The sequence below is a fragment of the Streptomyces sp. NPDC059994 genome, from assembly GCF_042737755.1.
Taxonomy (GTDB): domain Bacteria; phylum Actinomycetota; class Actinomycetes; order Streptomycetales; family Streptomycetaceae; genus Streptomyces.
Genome location: NZ_JBHWUR010000024.1, coordinates 67,387 through 82,518 on the forward strand (window position 1 = coordinate 67,387; position 15,132 = coordinate 82,518).

The 15,132-nt window shown below is 71.5% G+C and carries 19 protein-coding genes and 1 riboswitch; of the genes, 10 read left to right on the forward strand and 9 right to left on the reverse strand.

The window, feature by feature from the left end:
- Window positions 1-84 precede the first annotated feature (84 nt).
- Window positions 85-1,227, forward strand: coding sequence for an 8-amino-7-oxononanoate synthase (locus ACFWA7_RS15415; protein WP_385534944.1), 1,143 nt, complete (start codon window positions 85-87; stop codon window positions 1,225-1,227).
- A gap of 17 nt (window positions 1,228-1,244) precedes the next feature.
- Here ACFWA7_RS15415 and ACFWA7_RS15420 read toward each other — a convergent pair whose 3' ends face one another.
- Window positions 1,245-1,490 (reverse strand): DUF397 domain-containing protein, encoded by a 246-nt coding sequence (locus ACFWA7_RS15420; protein ID WP_385823363.1) that lies wholly within the window; start codon window positions 1,488-1,490, stop codon window positions 1,245-1,247.
- A 10-nt stretch (window positions 1,491-1,500) separates the two neighbouring features.
- Complete coding sequence (locus tag ACFWA7_RS15425; protein ID WP_385823357.1) at window positions 1,501-2,358, reverse strand: helix-turn-helix domain-containing protein; 858 nt, start codon at window positions 2,356-2,358, stop codon at window positions 1,501-1,503.
- A gap of 242 nt (window positions 2,359-2,600) precedes the next feature.
- Between ACFWA7_RS15425 and ACFWA7_RS15430 the strand changes: the two genes are divergently transcribed.
- Window positions 2,601-3,032: an ATP-binding protein gene (locus ACFWA7_RS15430; RefSeq protein WP_385534948.1), complete on the forward strand. Its 432-nt coding sequence runs from the start codon at window positions 2,601-2,603 to the stop codon at window positions 3,030-3,032.
- A 118-nt stretch (window positions 3,033-3,150) separates the two neighbouring features.
- On the opposite strand, the gene ACFWA7_RS15435 is transcribed toward ACFWA7_RS15430, so the two are convergent.
- The 3 genes from ACFWA7_RS15435 to ACFWA7_RS15445 all read right to left on the reverse strand — a co-directional run bounded on the left by ACFWA7_RS15435 (window position 3,151) and on the right by ACFWA7_RS15445 (window position 5,072).
- On the reverse strand, window positions 3,151-3,624 hold the full coding sequence (locus ACFWA7_RS15435; RefSeq protein ID WP_385534950.1) for a C40 family peptidase: 474 nt from the start codon (window positions 3,622-3,624) through the stop codon (window positions 3,151-3,153).
- Between the two features lie 4 nt (window positions 3,625-3,628).
- A riboswitch (cyclic di-AMP (ydaO/yuaA leader) is annotated at window positions 3,629-3,812 on the reverse strand.
- Window positions 3,813-4,126: 314 nt separating this feature from the next.
- Window positions 4,127-4,435 (reverse strand): hypothetical protein, encoded by a 309-nt coding sequence (locus ACFWA7_RS15440; RefSeq protein WP_385534952.1) that lies wholly within the window; start codon window positions 4,433-4,435, stop codon window positions 4,127-4,129.
- A 4-nt stretch (window positions 4,436-4,439) separates the two neighbouring features.
- On the reverse strand, window positions 4,440-5,072 hold the full coding sequence (locus ACFWA7_RS15445) for an ATP-dependent Clp protease proteolytic subunit (protein WP_385534954.1): 633 nt from the start codon (window positions 5,070-5,072) through the stop codon (window positions 4,440-4,442).
- A 73-nt stretch (window positions 5,073-5,145) separates the two neighbouring features.
- Between ACFWA7_RS15445 and ACFWA7_RS15450 the strand changes: the two genes are divergently transcribed.
- From ACFWA7_RS15450 to ACFWA7_RS15485, 8 genes are all read left to right on the forward strand, one after another.
- The gene (locus ACFWA7_RS15450; protein ID WP_385534956.1) at window positions 5,146-5,427 is read left to right on the forward strand and encodes a type II toxin-antitoxin system Phd/YefM family antitoxin; all 282 of its coding nucleotides are present in this window, start codon (window positions 5,146-5,148) and stop codon (window positions 5,425-5,427) included.
- 210 nt (window positions 5,428-5,637) lie between these two features.
- On the forward strand, window positions 5,638-5,940 hold the full coding sequence (locus ACFWA7_RS15455; protein ID WP_385534958.1) for an urease subunit gamma: 303 nt from the start codon (window positions 5,638-5,640) through the stop codon (window positions 5,938-5,940).
- 16 nt (window positions 5,941-5,956) lie between these two features.
- Window positions 5,957-6,268, forward strand: a complete 312-nt coding sequence (locus tag ACFWA7_RS15460) for an urease subunit beta (RefSeq protein WP_385534960.1) — start codon at window positions 5,957-5,959, stop codon at window positions 6,266-6,268.
- Window positions 6,261-7,982, forward strand: a complete 1,722-nt coding sequence (locus ACFWA7_RS15465) for an urease subunit alpha (protein WP_385534962.1) — start codon at window positions 6,261-6,263, stop codon at window positions 7,980-7,982. Before ACFWA7_RS15460 ends, ACFWA7_RS15465 begins: the two co-directional genes overlap by 8 nt.
- 19 nt (window positions 7,983-8,001) lie before the next feature.
- Window positions 8,002-8,676, forward strand: coding sequence for an urease accessory protein UreF (locus ACFWA7_RS15470; RefSeq protein WP_385534964.1), 675 nt, complete (start codon window positions 8,002-8,004; stop codon window positions 8,674-8,676).
- A 184-nt stretch (window positions 8,677-8,860) separates the two neighbouring features.
- The gene (ureG, locus tag ACFWA7_RS15475) at window positions 8,861-9,538 is read left to right on the forward strand and encodes an urease accessory protein UreG (RefSeq protein ID WP_385534966.1); all 678 of its coding nucleotides are present in this window, start codon (window positions 8,861-8,863) and stop codon (window positions 9,536-9,538) included.
- Complete coding sequence (locus tag ACFWA7_RS15480; protein WP_385823359.1) at window positions 9,526-10,308, forward strand: urease accessory protein UreD; 783 nt, start codon at window positions 9,526-9,528, stop codon at window positions 10,306-10,308. Before ureG ends, ACFWA7_RS15480 begins: the two co-directional genes overlap by 13 nt.
- A gap of 108 nt (window positions 10,309-10,416) precedes the next feature.
- Complete coding sequence (locus ACFWA7_RS15485) at window positions 10,417-11,994, forward strand: alpha/beta hydrolase (RefSeq protein ID WP_385823361.1); 1,578 nt, start codon at window positions 10,417-10,419, stop codon at window positions 11,992-11,994.
- A gap of 57 nt (window positions 11,995-12,051) precedes the next feature.
- On the opposite strand, the gene ACFWA7_RS15490 is transcribed toward ACFWA7_RS15485, so the two are convergent.
- The 4 genes from ACFWA7_RS15490 to ACFWA7_RS15505 all read right to left on the reverse strand — a co-directional run bounded on the left by ACFWA7_RS15490 (window position 12,052) and on the right by ACFWA7_RS15505 (window position 15,085).
- Window positions 12,052-13,080: an NAD-dependent epimerase/dehydratase family protein gene (locus ACFWA7_RS15490; RefSeq protein WP_385534972.1), complete on the reverse strand. Its 1,029-nt coding sequence runs from the start codon at window positions 13,078-13,080 to the stop codon at window positions 12,052-12,054.
- Between the two features lie 64 nt (window positions 13,081-13,144).
- Window positions 13,145-13,846 carry a lysophospholipid acyltransferase family protein gene (locus tag ACFWA7_RS15495; RefSeq protein WP_385534974.1) on the reverse strand — a complete coding sequence of 234 codons (702 nt, stop codon included), beginning with the start codon at window positions 13,844-13,846 and terminating at the stop codon, window positions 13,145-13,147.
- Between the two features lie 40 nt (window positions 13,847-13,886).
- Window positions 13,887-14,045 (reverse strand): hypothetical protein, encoded by a 159-nt coding sequence (locus tag ACFWA7_RS15500; protein ID WP_180357116.1) that lies wholly within the window; start codon window positions 14,043-14,045, stop codon window positions 13,887-13,889.
- 83 nt (window positions 14,046-14,128) lie between these two features.
- Window positions 14,129-15,085, reverse strand: coding sequence for a cytochrome c oxidase assembly protein (locus ACFWA7_RS15505; RefSeq protein ID WP_385534983.1), 957 nt, complete (start codon window positions 15,083-15,085; stop codon window positions 14,129-14,131).
- Between the last annotated feature and the right edge of the window lie 47 nt (window positions 15,086-15,132).

The window sequence follows — 15,132 nt, forward strand, 5'->3', positions numbered from 1 at the left end:
CTGGAAGGTGTGTGTATTGCCACACCCTGACCTCGCCCGTCCAGGAATAGGGTCTGTCCGCTGCCTACAAAAGGGATCTCCACCATGCCCCGAGCGCCATTCGACTGGATCGACGGAGCGACCGAGCGGCGCGAGCGCGCCGGTCTCGTACGGGTGCTGCGGCCGCGCGCCGCCGACCAGGACCTTCTGGACCTGGCGAGCAACGACTACCTGGGGCTCACCCGGCACCCGGCGGTCACCCGGGGCGCCTCCGACGCGGCGCTGCGCTGGGGCGCCGGATCCACCGGATCACGCCTGGTCACCGGCACCACCGCGCTCCACACCGAGCTGGAGGACGCGCTCGCCCGGTTCTGCGGGTTCGAGGCGGCGCTCGTCTTCTCCTCCGGGTACGCGGCCAACCTCGCCGCGCTGACCGCCCTCGGCGAGCGGGACTCGCTGATCGTCTCCGACGCGGGCAACCACGCCTCGATCGTCGACGGGTGCCGGCTGTCGCGCGCGGAGACCGAGGTGGTCCCGCACGCCGACCCCGAGGCCGTGCGCAAGGCTCTGGACGCCCACGGCGGGCCCGCGCTCGTGGTGAGCGACTCGGTCTTCTCGGTGGACGGCGACGCCGCCCCGCTGCCCGGACTCGCCGCCGCCTGCCGGGAGTTCGGGGCGGCGCTCGTGGTGGACGACGCCCACGGGCTGGGCGTCCTGGGCGAGGGCGGGCGGGGCGGGCCGCACGCCGCCGGGCTCGCGGGCGCGGACGACGTGGTGGCGACTCTCACCCTGTCGAAGTCGCTCGGCAGTCAGGGCGGCGCGGTCCTGGGCCCCGCCCGGGTCATCCGGCACCTGGTCAACGCGGCCCGTACGTTCATCTTCGACACCGGGCTCGCCCCCGCGGCGGTGGGCGGCGCGCTGGCGGCGCTCCGGCTCCTGGAGGCCGAGCCGGAGCGGGCGGGCCGGGCCCGCGCGGTGGCGGCCGAGCTGCACGAACGGCTGACGGCGGCGGGTTTGGAGGCGGCGCGCCCGGACGCGGCCGTGGTCTCGGTGCGGGCGCCGTCGCCGGAGCGGGCGGTGGCCTGGGCGGCCGACTGCCGGGGCGCGGGTCTGGCGGTGGGGTGCTTCCGGCCGCCGTCGGTGCCGGACGGCATCTCCCGGCTGCGGCTGACCGCCCGGGCCGATCTGACCGAGTCCCAGATCCAGTGGGCGGTGGACACGATCCTGCGGACCGGGCCCACCGCCTAGTCCCCCGTTGGCGTGGGTCAACTCCTGCTGTCGGGCGCCTCGTTGAGCTCGACCGGCAGACCGGAAAGGAAGCTGTGCCAGGCCCGCGCTCCGAAGAGCAGCGCGGGCCCGGCGGTCCGCTTGGAATCACGGATGGCGAGCAGTCCGGCGTCGAGGAATGCGGCCTCGACGCAATTGTTCATTCCTGTACTACGGCTGCTGCGCCGCCATTGCGCACCGTTCAGAGAAGTGTTGGAAGGTACATGCGTGGGGGGTGAGGGCATCATGCCTCCCTTACACGCCGTCAGCCATCCCGGCGATGAGATTCAATGATTCCTTGAACGAGAGGGCCCGCGCCTCGGCCATGTGGAACGCGGCGCTGTACGCCTCAAGGTCTTCTCTCCGTTCGAGATAGAGGCTACTCGTCAAGTGGTCGATAACCACAACATCCAGATCGGAAATGTGCGGAAAGGAGAAGATAATGAAAGGCCCGGTGAGCCCGATATGGCCACCGCTGCTGAAAGGCAGCACCCGCAACCGGACCTGCGGCAGCTGAGCGGCCTCCAGGAGATGGCGCAACTGCCGCCGCATCGCGGCCGCCCCGCCCACCGCGCGGTGCAGCGCCGCCTCGTCGACCACCGCGCTCAGCTCCAGCGGCGGATCGGCCCGCAGTACCTCCTGCCGCGCCAGGCGCACCTCCACGAGGGAGTCCACCCGCGCCGCGTCCAGCCCGCCGAGAGCCGCCCGGGTCACCGCGCGGGCGTACTCGGGCGTCTGGAGCAGCCCCGGCACCACGGACGTCTCCAGGGTGCGCGCCGCCGACGCCTGTGACTCCAGGCTGATGAAGTCCCGGTACTGGGGCGGCAGCAGCCCCCGGTAGGCCTGCCACCACTGGGCGCCGCGGCCGTCCGCCGCCCCCGCCAGCGCTTCGAGCAGCGCCCGCAGTTCGGGGTCGGCCACCCCGTACACCTCAAGCAGCCGGGCCACGTCCGCGGGCTTCACCCCGCTGCGGCCGGTCTCGATCCGGCTCACCTTGGACTGGTGCCAGCCCAGCTGTCGGGCGACCTCGCCGCTCGTGAAGGCCGCCGCGCAGCGCAGCCGGCGCAGTTCCTCGCCGAGTTTGCGGCGGCGTACCGCGGGCCCGTGCCACATGTCGGCCTCCTTCCGCCCGGCCGGGGTTCGGGTGATGGGCAAGTGTGGCGCCCAAGTACAGTCCTTCGTCGCAGAGTTCACCGCTTTGAGCGACAGATATATGCACATCTTGGTGGATCGGCGCATCCGGCGGCACGATGAGTGGCACTCTGGCGCGAAGCGCAAGTCCGGGGCGTCCTCGCGTTTGTCCGCTCGCTACGAGTCCAGCAGGCCGGCCCGGGTGGGAAAGGGACAGCGTCGCCATGGCAGACCACCAAGAATCCACCCTCACTCTGCCGAGCGATCCCGCCTCGGTCTCCGCCGCCCGTAGACACGTCGCCGGCGTACTCACCGAGTGGGGTCTTCCGTCGGACGCCGACACCGCCGATACGATCCGCCTGATCGTCTCCGAGCTCGCGACCAACGCCGTGCAGCATACGTTCGGCCAGTCGCCCACCTTCACCGTGGATCTGCGCCTGGAGCGCGACGAGCAGCTCCACATCGGTGTCACCGACAGCCACCCCCGCTGGCCGAAACGTCTTCCCGCCGCCGTCCAGCAGGACAACGGGCGCGGCATGGTGATCATTCGCTGGCTCGCCGCCGAGTGCGGGGGGCGGCTGTCGGTCACCCCGACCGCGGAGGGCGGCAAGACCGTCTGGATCGCGCTGCCGTGGACGGTGCCGGTCCAGAGCTGAGCCGGGGCCCGTCCGGCGGGCCTGTGTCCGGCCCGCGGGCCGGTGAGCGCGGGCCGGTGAGCGCGGGCGGGCGGGCTCACCGGCCCGCCGTGCTCACCGGCCCCTCGCGTCGCGTGCGTCAGCGCACGCGCCCGTACCAGACGCCCTTCGACCAGATCTTCTCCAGCCGGACCACGGACCCGGTCTTGGGGGAGTGCCATATCTTGCCGTTCCCGGCGTAGATCCCCACGTGGTAGACCTTCGAGCCGGAGTGGAAGAACACCAGGTCCCCGCGCTGGCGCGTGGACGACGAGATGTGCCGGGTGCTGTTGTACTGCTGCTGGGTGGTGCGGGGCAGCTTCTTGCCCGCCTTCTTGAACGAGTAGACGGTGAGCCCCGAGCAGTCGAACCGGTACGGGCCGCTGGCGCCGGACTTGTAAGGCGCGCCCTTCTTCGACGCGGCGACGTTGAGCGCCTTCGTCGCGAGTGTCGTGGCGCTCGCCTCACTGCCGGCGCCCGGCGCCAGCATGGTGGCGCCGACGGCGGCGAGCGTGAGGGCGGAGACCGCACCGACTCGAGTCAGCAGGGACGGGAGGTAATTCTGCGCAGTCATGCGCAACCCTTCGTCAAACCGCCTGCGAAGGATGACCTGTCGGGTTCGGACTGGCGAAGATGCCCGGCCGCTCGCGCGGCTTCACCCCAAGGGCCTCCCGGTCTCCCGGTGGGCCCGCACTGCTTGGGTCCTCCACTCCTGCCGATCCACTCAGTCGACCAGTCATCCGGGTACGGCGGCAGGACTCGGCGTCCGCCCGGACCGCCCCGCCGCGGTGGCGGGGGCTTGTCGTCGGAAGGGATCTTGACCCACGAAGTGTCGGATTCCGAGCCGAAACGGCATTTTGTGAGGCTCCTCACGACTGACCCATTCAGGTGTACATCTAGGTTTCCACGCTCCTGACGGGGTGTCCGACCTGCGTCGCACCAGCGATGGAACGATTCATTCCGTTCGGTGTCTGCGCATTCGGAGCAACATGTGCGGTACGTCGTTCGGGCCATCGGATGGTGCGAACGGGGGACGCCGACTCGTACCGGCGCGGGGGTGCACGGACACCGGAGCGTCAACTCGCGGATGACTGCGGCGGCATCGTCAGACGGCCCGCACGGCGCTCCCCGTCGAGCAGCCGAAGGGTCCGCGCCAGCGTCTCGGAGTGAAGCTCCGACTCGCCGCGCCGATGCATGGTCGTCAGCGCGTCCCGCAGCGCCACGGCCCGCCCGACGAGCGCCTGCGCGGCCCGCAGCGCGCCGTAGGTGTCGCGGTGCCGGGCGGGGTTGATCCGGCCCAGCTTGTCGAGCGCGTCGAGGTACGCGTCGATGAACTCGCCCTCGGCGCGCGTCAGCGCGGGCAGCGGCGGAAGCTCGGGCAGCACGGCTCTACCTCCCTCGCGCCGCGGCCGAGCTCTTGCGGCTGGTGACGACGTGGTCGACCAGCCCGTACTCGGCGGCCGCGGTGGCGTCGAGGATGGTGTCCCGCTCGATGTCGGCGCTGATCCGCTCGGTGGACTGCCCGGAGTGCCGGGCCAGCAGCTCCGTCAACAGCTCGCGCCCGCGCTGGAGTTCATTGGCATGGATCACCAGGTCGGACGGCTGGCCCTGGATCGGTTCCGCGACCGCGGGCTGATGGATCAGGACCCGCGCGCCGGGCAGCGCGAGCCGCTTGCCCGGGGCGCCCGCGGCCAGCAGCACGGCCGCGGCCGAGGCGGCCTGGCCCATGCACACCGTCTCCACGTCGCAGGTGACGAACCGCATGGTGTCGTAGATCGCCGTCATCGCGGTGAGCGAGCCGCCGGGGGAGTTGATGTACAGCGAGATGTCGCGGTCCGGGTCGGCGTGCTCCAGGTGCATGAACTGGGCCATCACGTCGTTGGCCGCGGTGTCGTCGACGGGGGTGCCGAGGAAGACGATCCGCTCCTCCAGGAGCTTGGAGTAGGGATCGAGGGTGCGGACCCCGGTAGAGGTGCGCTCGGAGAATTCGGGCAGGACGTAGCGGGCGGACGGGCCGGGCATGACGTACCTCTTCTCTCGTGCCGATGTCTCTGTAAAAAATGTACAGGACGTACAGGCCGTTATGATGGGGAGCATGGCCTATGAGATTCCGGTGACGCAAGCCCGAGCTGAGCTCGCCGAGCTGATCAACCGCGTGGTGTACGGGGGGGAGCGCGTTGTCGTGACCCGGCACGGCAAGCCCCTCGTCGCCCTGGTGTCCGCCGCTGACCTGGAACGACTCGAAGGCGCGGCGGAGCCGGCCGAGGAGCAGGTGATCAGCTCGGTGTCGTCGGTGCGCCAGGTCGCGTCCGCTCCCGGCGAACGGCGCCGGTTCGGCATCGCCGCCGAGCACCGTCAGCCGCCGGCGGGTGACTGACGGGTTCCGGACCGCCCGAGCCGGTGATGGATGCATTGGCCATGGATATGCAAAGCGTCAGTTAACGAGCCGGAAAAACTTCCGCCGTAACGTGCAATGCCTGGCTGCGGAGCCGTGGACCGCAGGTCAACAGAGTGTTGAACTCGGCTAGGGTCCCGCAGCGTCGAGGCGGGATTCCCCCGTCCCGGGCACGACTGTGAGGTGGGAAGCGTGCAACTGACGCCGCACGAGCAGGAGAGACTGCTCATCCATGTGGCCGCGGACGTCGCGGACAAGCGCCGCGCCCGCGGGGTGAAACTCAATCACCCCGAAGCCGTCGCGCTCATCACCTCGCACATCCTCGAAGGCGCCCGCGACGGCCGGACCGTCGCCGAACTCATGGCGTCCGGACGCAAGGTGCTCTCCCGTGACGACGTCATGCAGGGCATCCCGGAGATGATCCACGACGTACAGGTCGAGGCGACCTTCCCGGACGGCACCAAGCTCGTCACCGTCCACGAGCCCATCGTCTGACGGGGGGAGCGCCGCCATGATTCCCGGAGAGATCCTGTTCGCGGACGAGCCCGTCGCCCTCAACGAGGGCCGCGAGACCACCACGATGACCGTCCTCAACGCCGCCGACCGGCCCGTCCAGGTCGGCTCGCACTACCACTTCGCCGAGGCCAACCCCGGCCTGGACTTCGACCGCGACGCCGCCCGCGGGCTGCGGCTGAACATCGCCGCGGGCACCGCCGTGCGCTTCGAGCCGGGCATCCCCGTCGATGTCGAGCTCGTCCCCCTCGCCGGACGCCGGATCGTCAGTGGGCTGCGCGGCGAGACCGGAGGGCCCCTCGATGACTGAGCTCCACCGTGCCGTGTACGCCGACCTGTTCGGCCCCACCACCGGCGACCGCATCCGGCTCGCCGACACCGATCTGCTCGTCGAGATCGAGGAGGACCGCTGCGGCGGACCCGGACGCGCGGGCGACGAGGCGGTGTTCGGCGGCGGCAAGGTGATCCGCGAGTCGATGGGCCAGGCCCGCACCACCCGCGCCGAGGGCGCGCCCGACACCGTGATCACCGGAGTCGTCGTCCTGGACCACTGGGGCATCGTCAAGGCGGACCTCGGTATCCGCGACGGCCGGATCACCGCGCTCGGCAAGGCGGGCAACCCCGACACCATGGACGGCGTCCACCCGGACCTCGTCATCGGCCCCGAGACCGAGATCATCGCGGGCAACGGGAAGATCCTCACGGCGGGCGCGGTGGACACCCATGTCCACTTCATCTCGCCCACCCTCGTCGACCAGGCGCTCTCCTCGGGCATCACCACTCTCGTCGGCGGCGGCACCGGCCCCGCCGAGGGCACCAAGGCCACCACCGTCACCCCCGGCCCCTGGCATCTGGCCCGGATGTTCGCGGCCCTGGAGAACGCGCCCGTCAACATCGGTCTGCTCGGCAAGGGCAACACCATGTCGCGCGAGGCCATGCACTCCCAGCTGCGCGGCGGCGCCCTCGGATTCAAGATCCACGAGGACTGGGGCGCGACCCCGGCCGTCATCGACGCCTGTCTGGGTGTCTGCGACGAGACCGGCGCCCAACTCGCCATCCACACCGACACGTTGAACGAGGCGGGCTTCGTCGGCGACACCCTCGCCGCCATCGCGGGCCGCTCCATCCACGCGTACCACACCGAGGGCGCGGGCGGCGGGCACGCCCCGGACATCATCACCGTGGTCTCCGAGCCGTACGTACTGCCCAGCTCCACCAACCCGACCCGGCCGCACACCGTCAACACCATCGAGGAGCACCTCGACATGCTGATGGTCTGTCACCACCTCAACCCGGCCGTGCCGGAGGACCTGGCGTTCGCCGAGTCCCGCATCCGGCCCTCGACCATCGCGGCCGAGGACATCCTGCACGACCTGGGCGCCATCTCGATCCTCTCCTCCGACTCCCAGGCGATGGGCCGGATCGGCGAGGTCATCCTGCGTACGTGGCAGACCGCGCACGTGATGAAGGTGCGCCGGGGAGCGCTCGCGGGCGACGGGCGGGCCGACAACCACCGGGCGCGCCGCTATGTCGCCAAGTACACGATCAACCCGGCGGTCGCGCAGGGTCTCGACAGCGAGATCGGCTCGGTCGAACCGGGCAAGCTCGCGGACCTGGTGCTGTGGGAGCCCGCGTTCTTCGGCGTCAAGCCGCAGCTCGTCATCAAGGGCGGCCAGATCGCGTACGCGCAGATGGGCGACGCCAACGCGTCCATCCCCACGCCCCAGCCGGTCCTGCCCCGACCGATGTTCGGCGCGCACGGAAAGGCCCCGGCGGCCAACTCGCTCAACTTCGTGGCGCAGGCCGCCCTCGACGACGGGCTGCCCGAACGGCTGGGCCTGGACAAGAAGTTCACCGCCATCAAGAACACCCGCCGGGTGGGCAAGGCGGACATGCGCGAGAACGACGCCCTGCCGGACGTCAGGGTCGACCCGGACACCTTCACGGTGACCATCGACGGCGAGGCGGTGGAGCCCGCGCCGGCCGCCGAACTGCCCATGGCCCAGCGGTACTTCCTCTTCTGAGCGGGCGGAGCCGACTCTTATGACCCGAGCTGCCCTGCTCGTCCTCGCCGACGGCCGGTTCCCGGCCGGCGGCCACGCCCACTCGGGCGGCGTCGAACCGGCCGTCAAGGCGGGCCGGGTCCATGACGCGGCCTCCCTGGCGGAGTTCTGCCGGGGGCGGCTGCACACGGCGGGCCTGGTGTCGGCCTCGCTCGCCGCGGCGGCCGTCCTCGGCCTCGACCCGCTCGCGCTCGACGAGGCCGCCGACGCGCGCACCCCGTCCCCGGCGCTGCGGGCCACCGCGCGCAAGCTGGGCCGCCAGATGATGCGGGCGGCGCGGGCCGCCTGGCCGAGTGAGGAGCTGGCCGCGCTGGCGGCGGCCCGGCCGCGCGGGGCGCACCAGCCGGTCGTGCTCGGGCTCGCGGCGCGGGCGGGCGGGCTGTCCGCGACGGACGCGGCGCACTGCGTCGTGTACGAGACGGTCAGCGGGCCCGCGACGGCGGCGGTCCGGCTGCTCAGCCTCGATCCGTTCGACGCGACGGGCGTGCTGGCACGCCTGGGGCCGGAACTGGACTCGGTGGCCGCGGCGGCGGCGCGGGCCGCCGGCGTCGCCTCGGCCGAGGGGCTCGACGCGCTGCCCGCCGCGTCGGCGCCGTTGCTCGACGTCATGGCCGAAGCGCATGCGGCGTGGCCGGTGCGGCTGTTCGCCTCGTAAGGGACCCCTTGCGGTGCCCGCTGGGGGCTCCGACCCCAGACCCCCGATCGCCCTGAACGGGCTCGTCCTCAAGCGCCGGACGGGCTGAAAGATCCGCCCGCCCGGGCCGGCCCGAGCGGCCTGCACGGGCCAGAAAGATCCGCCCGACCGGGCTGGATCAACCGCCTGACAAGGAGCCCTGACCATGCACCTCGACCACTCCCACGGCGGCCCCGCCGCCCTCAGCGCCGACGCCCGTCGGCCCGACGGGACGCGGCGGGCCCTGCGCATCGGGCTCGGGGGGCCAGTCGGGTCCGGGAAGACCGCCACCGTGGCCGCGCTCTGCCAGGCCCTGCGGGAGCGGTTCTCGCTCGCCGTCGTCACCAACGACATCTACACCCGCGAGGACGCCGAGTTCCTGCTGCGCAACGCCGTGCTGCCGCCCGAGCGCATCCAGGCCGTGGAGACCGGCGCCTGCCCGCACACCGCCATCAGGGACGACATATCCGCCAACCTCGAAGCGGTCGAGGACCTGGAGGAGGCGGTCGGGCCGCTCGACCTGATCCTGGTCGAGTCCGGCGGCGACAACCTCACCGCCACCTTCTCCAAGGGCCTGGTCGACGCCCAGATCTTCGTCATCGACGTGGCGGGCGGCGACGACATCCCCCGCAAGGGCGGCCCCGGAGTCACCACGGCAGACCTGCTCGTCGTCAACAAGACCGACCTCGCCCCGTACGTCGGCTCGGACCTGGCGCGGATGGCCCGGGACGCCAAGGAGCAGCGGGCCGAACTGCCCGTCGTCTTCCAGTCGTTGAGGTCCGAGGACGGCGTGGACGCGGTCGCCGAGTGGGTGCGGGGGCGGCTCGCCGCATGGAAGGCCTGACACTCGGCGCGGGGGTGCGCGCCACCGCCCGGATCGTCGCCACCCCCGAGGGCCTGCCCGTCCTGGCGGGCGAGGGTCCGCTGGCGCTGCGCCGCACCCGGGCCATCGGCGGGCGCCACCGGGTCACCGTGGTCGGGGCGATGAGCGCCCCGCTCGGCGGCGACCGCATCGCCATCGAGGCCGAGGTCCGGGACGGCGCCCGGCTCACCGTGGACTCGGCCGCCGCCACCATCGCCCTGCCCGGGCGGACCGGTGAGCCCGCGCACTACGACGTGCGCCTCGGCGTCGGCCCCGGCGGCGAACTGCACTGGCTGCCCGAGCAGCTGATCTCGGCGCGCGGCAGCGATCTGCGGATGCGCACCCGCGTCGAGCTCGCGGCGGACGCCCGGCTCGTTCTGCGCGAGGAGCAGATCCTCGGGCGCCACGGCGAGGTTCCCGGTACGCTCGCCACCCGGCTCACCGTGCACCGCGCGGGCCGCCCGCTCCTCGACCAGGCGCTGTCGTACGGTCCCGGCGCGCCCGGTGGCTGGAACGGTTCGGCGGTCCTGGGCGGGTATCGCGCGGTGGGGCAACTCCTCGTCGTCGACCCGGAGTTGGCGCAGAAGCCGGTGCAGGCGCGGATGCTCGGCGAGAGCGCGGTGCTGACACCGCTGACCGGGCCCGCGTTCCTGGTGACCGCCCTCGCGCCGGACGCCCGGCTGCTGCGGCGCGTACTCGACGAAGTCCACACCGCTCAGCGGGACTCCGCGTCCCGGCTATCGGTTCGGTAAAGAAACACCAGTACGACCTGTTCTCGACGGCCGTCGAGGCGCGAGGATCCCCCGAGAGCATGGAACGCGCCGCTCCGAGCGGCGCACTTCAGCAGGGGGAGGAACCACTTGAGACGCACCGCAGTGCTCGGCTCGGCCGGCACTCTGATCGCGGGCACGCTCATAGCGGGCGCGATCGCGGCACCGACGGCCACCGCCGAAAGCCGTCACCACGGCACGTCCGAGGCGCGCGGCGTGCAGCTCGCCGCCGAGCGGGCCGCCAAGAAGGGCATCGACTGGACCGACTGCCCGGCCGACTGGGGCTTCGCCAAGCCGATCCAGTGCGGTTACGTCAGCGTTCCGCTCGACTACGCCCACCCCTACGGCCAGCAGATCAAGCTCGCCGTGGACCGCATCGCCTCGACCGGCACCCCGGCCGAGCGCCAGGGCGCCCTCGTCTACAACCCGGGCGGCCCCGGTGCCTCCGGCATGCGCTTCCCGACCCGGGTGACGGGCAAGAACCCCCTGTGGGTCAACACCGCCAAGGCGTACGACTTCGTGGGCTTCGACCCGCGCGGCGTGGGCCACTCGACGCCGATCTCCTGTGTCGACCCGCAGGAGTTCGTCAAGGCGCCGAAGGCCGACCCGGTCCCGGACAGCGAGGCCGACAAGCGCGCCCAGCGCAAGCTCGCCGCCGAGTACGCGGACGGGTGCGCCGAGCGCAGCGGCTGGATGCTGCCGTTCATGACCACCCCGAACACCGCCCGCGACCTGGACGTCATCCGCGCCGCGCTCGGTGAGAAGAAGCTCAACTACCTGGGCGTCTCCTACGGCACCTACCTGGGCGCGGTCTACGGCACGCTCTTCCCGTCGCACGTGCGCCGCATGCTGGTGGACAGCGTCGTCGACCCGGCGCGCGACAACATCTGGTACCAGGCCAACCTGAACCAGGACGTCGCCTTCCAGGGCCGCTGGAGCGACTGGGAGAAGTGGGTCGCCCAGAACGACGCCACCTTCCACCTCGGCGACACGGCGGCCAAGGTCGAGCAGCAGTGGGTGAAGCTGCGCGCCGCGGCCAAGAAGAGCCCCATCGGCGGCGTGGTCGGCCCGGCCGAGCTCATCGCGTACTTCCAGAGCGCCCCGTACTACGACTCGTCCTGGGCGCCCGTCGCCAAGACGTGGAGCAAGTACGTGGCGGGCGACACCAAGGCGCTGGTCGACGCGGCCGCTCCCGACATGTCGGACACCAAGGGCAACATCAGCTCCGAGAACGGCAACGCGGTGTACACCGCCGTCGAGTGCGCGGACGCCAAGTGGCCCACCAGCTGGAAGAAGTGGGACCGGGACAACACCCGGCTCAACAAGAACAACCCATTCATGACCTGGGCGAACGCCTGGATGAACCTGCCGTGTGCCACCTGGCAGACGCGGCAGCAGACCCCGGTCGAGGTCAGGACCGGCAAGGGCCTGCCGCCGGTGCTGATCGTCCAGAGCACCCGGGACGCGGCCACGCCGTACCAGGGCGCCGTCTCGCTGCACCAGCGCTTCAAGGGCTCGCGCCTGATCACCGAGAAGGACGCGGGTTCGCACGGGGTGACCGGTCTGGTCAACCCGTGCATCAACACCCGGGTGGAGGCCTACTTCCTCTCCGGCAAGGTCGACAGCGCCGATGTGACGTGCACCCCGCACGCCACGCCGAAGCCGTAACGGCCGAGCGCGCATGAAGGAGGGGGCGGTCGCAGCCGCGGCCGCCCCCTTCGCGTGTCAGCCCCGCCCGGCCAGCCAGGCGTCCTCGGCCGCGTAGTCGAACAGGTCCGGGTACTTGGCCATGCCGGGGAACGCCTTCCGCCAGTCCCCGCCCCCGAGCCGGTCCACGATCGACGCGACCGTCGCGGGCAGCGACTCCACGTACCCGGTCACCGGCCGGTAGCCCAGCTCCCGTTCGGCCGCCGACATGTCGTAGACGATCGGGTGCGGCGCGCTCCACGGGGTGAGGCCCACCGTGCCCTCCTCCGGTGCCCCTTCGAAGACCACCGTCTCGCTGCGGACCCCCATCACCTCGTCGATCGCGGCGCTCATCTCGGCGACGGTCGGCGCCTGCGGGTCGGCCGCGTTGAGCACCCGCGACCCGGGCCGCAGCGCGGCCAGCCTGATCAGCTCGGCGATGTTGGCGACGTGCGCCGGATGGAAGCGGCTCGCCCCGCCGTGCGCGAGCACCCGCACCGGCCGCCCGTCCAGCGCCCGCTTCACGAAGAACAGTTCGCGCGGGCTCCGGCAGTGCGGTCCGTGGATCGCGCCCGCCCGCAGCAGCGTCGAGGGCAGGGCCGAAGCGAGCAGCTCCCGCTCCAGCCGGATCTTGCGCGTACCGTACGTCTCCTCGCCCGGCGCGACCGTGGCCAGCGTCTCGGGGATCGGCACCGGATAGCGGGGCGAGCCGTCCGGCTCCCCCTGGGTGTCGAAGCTGCGGCCCCGCTCGTCCTCGTACACCGCCCCACTGGAGATCACCACGGCCGAGCCGATGCGGTCCGCGAGTCCGGCCAGCTGGCGGGCGTGCCCGCCGTCGTACGCCGCCATGTCCACCAGGACGTCGCAGCCGTCCCCGAGGGCTGCGGCCAGCTCCCCTTCCGCGTCCCGGTCGAGCGCGAGCGGGCGCACCCCCTCCGGCCGGCCCGGATCGCTCCCGCCGCCGCGCGAGGCGGCCCGCACCTCCCACCCGTCCTCGGCGAGCACGCGTACGGCGGCCCGCCCGATCTGTCCCGTGGCCCCTACGACGAACGCTGTTCCCTTGCCCATACGGGGGACGCTACGACCATGTGATCACCGGGGCCAGGGAGTTGCGCCGTGCGCGGATCCGCTGTCAGCCGAGGATCCTGGGGAACTTTCCGGCCTCCTCGGCCTTCACGTCGGCCGCGTACCGGTCCACGTACTCCTGCCCGGAGAGCTCCAGGATCTTGTACATGAGCTCGTCGGTGGCGGCCCGCAGCACGGCCTTCTCGTTCTCCATGCCGGCGTAGCGGGAGAAGTCGAGCGGCGCGCCGAACCGGATGGTGACCCTCTTGATCTTCGGCATGACCTGTCCGGGCGGCTGGATCTCGAAGGTGCCGACCATCGCGCACGGGATCACCGGAACCCGAGCCTTCAGCGCCATCACGGCGACCCCGACCTTGCCCTTGTAGAGCCGCCCGTCGTGCGAGCGGGTGCCCTCCGGGTAGATGCCCAGGAGCTCGTTCTTGCGCAGCACCCCGAGGCCCTCGCGGATCGCCGCCTTCCCGGCCTCCTTGCCGGAACGGTCCACCGGGATCTGCCCGACCGCGCGGAAGAAGGCGGCGGTGAGCCGGCCCTTGATGCCGGGCCCCGTGAAGTACTCCTGCTTGGCGAGGAAGGTGATGCGCCGCTTGAGCATCACCGGCATCAGGAAGTGGTCGGAGAACGACAGGTGGTTGCCCGCGACGATCGCCGGGCCGTCGTCCGGAATGTGCTCCAGGCCCTCGATCCTGGGCCGGAAGAGCAGCCTCAGCAACGGTCCCAGAAGGGCGTACTTGAGCACGTAGTACAGCAACGCACCAGCTCCTCACTCGGCCCGCCCGCCGGGGCGCCGCTCAGGCGCTGCGCGAAGCCGCCATGCCCACCGTCGCCAGGCCGAGGACCACCCAGCCGAACCAGAGCCAGCCGCTGCTGCCGAGCGCCACCGTGTACGCAGTGATCATCACCAGCGCCACGACGGTGAGTACCACCATCGCCTTCGTCGTACCGGGCATGGGGTCCCCTTCCTCCCGGCCGCTGCCGTGAAGTCCATGGTCGCCCCGCAGGGGCCCGTCGCGCCAGACCGGCGCACCGGGTGTTACTGCCCGCGTGCGTTCAGCGAGGCCAGATAGGCGTTGTAGGCGGCCAGCTCCTTGTCGCCGTCGCGGTCGGCGGCCCGGTCCTGCCGCCGCGCCTCGCGCTTCTCGGTCGCGTACCACTGGAAGACCAGCGCGATCAGGACCAGCACGGACGGGATCTCGCTGAAGGCCCAGGCGATGCCGCCGGCCGCCTCCTGGTCGGCGAGGGCGTCGATGCCGAGCGAGGAGGGCGGGTTCTTGTACGTACCGATCATCGGCTGGGTCGCCATCATCAGGGCGATGCCGAAGAAGGCGTGGAACGGCATGCCCGCGAAGAGCTCCAGCATCCGCATGATGTAGCCGGGGCGGTGCGGGCCCGGGTCGACGCCCATGATCGGCCAGAAGAAGATCAGGCCGACGGCGAGGAAGTGGACCATCATCGCGATGTGGCCGGTCCTCGAACCCATCAGGAAGTCGAAGAGCGGCGAGAAGTAGAGCCCGTAGAGACTCGCGATGAACATCGGGATCGTGAACGCGGGGTGCGTGATGATCCGCAGATAGCGGCTGTGCAGCAGGGCGAGCAGCAGCTCGCGCGGGCCCTTGCGGCCGCGCCCGGCGACCGGCAGCGCGCGCAGCGTCAGCGTCACCGGCGCGCCGAGCAGCAGCAGGATCGGCGAGAGCATGCTGATGACCATGTGCTGGACCATGTGCACGCTAAACATGACCATGCCGTAGTCGTTGAGCCTGGTGCACATCACCAGGGCGATGCTCAGCACGCCGAGGGTCCAGAAGACCATCCGGCTCACCGGCCAGCTGTCGCCGCGCCTGCGCAGCCGCAGCACCGCCCAGCCGTACAGACCGAGCCCCGCGATACAGCCGATCAGGAAGAACGGGTCCGTGGACCACTCCAGGCCGCGCTCCAGCGTGAACGGCGGCAGGTCCATGTTCATGCCCATGCCGTGCCCGCCGTGATCCATCCGCTGACTCCTGATTTCGTACCGGTTGTCCGCACCCAGAGTAGAGC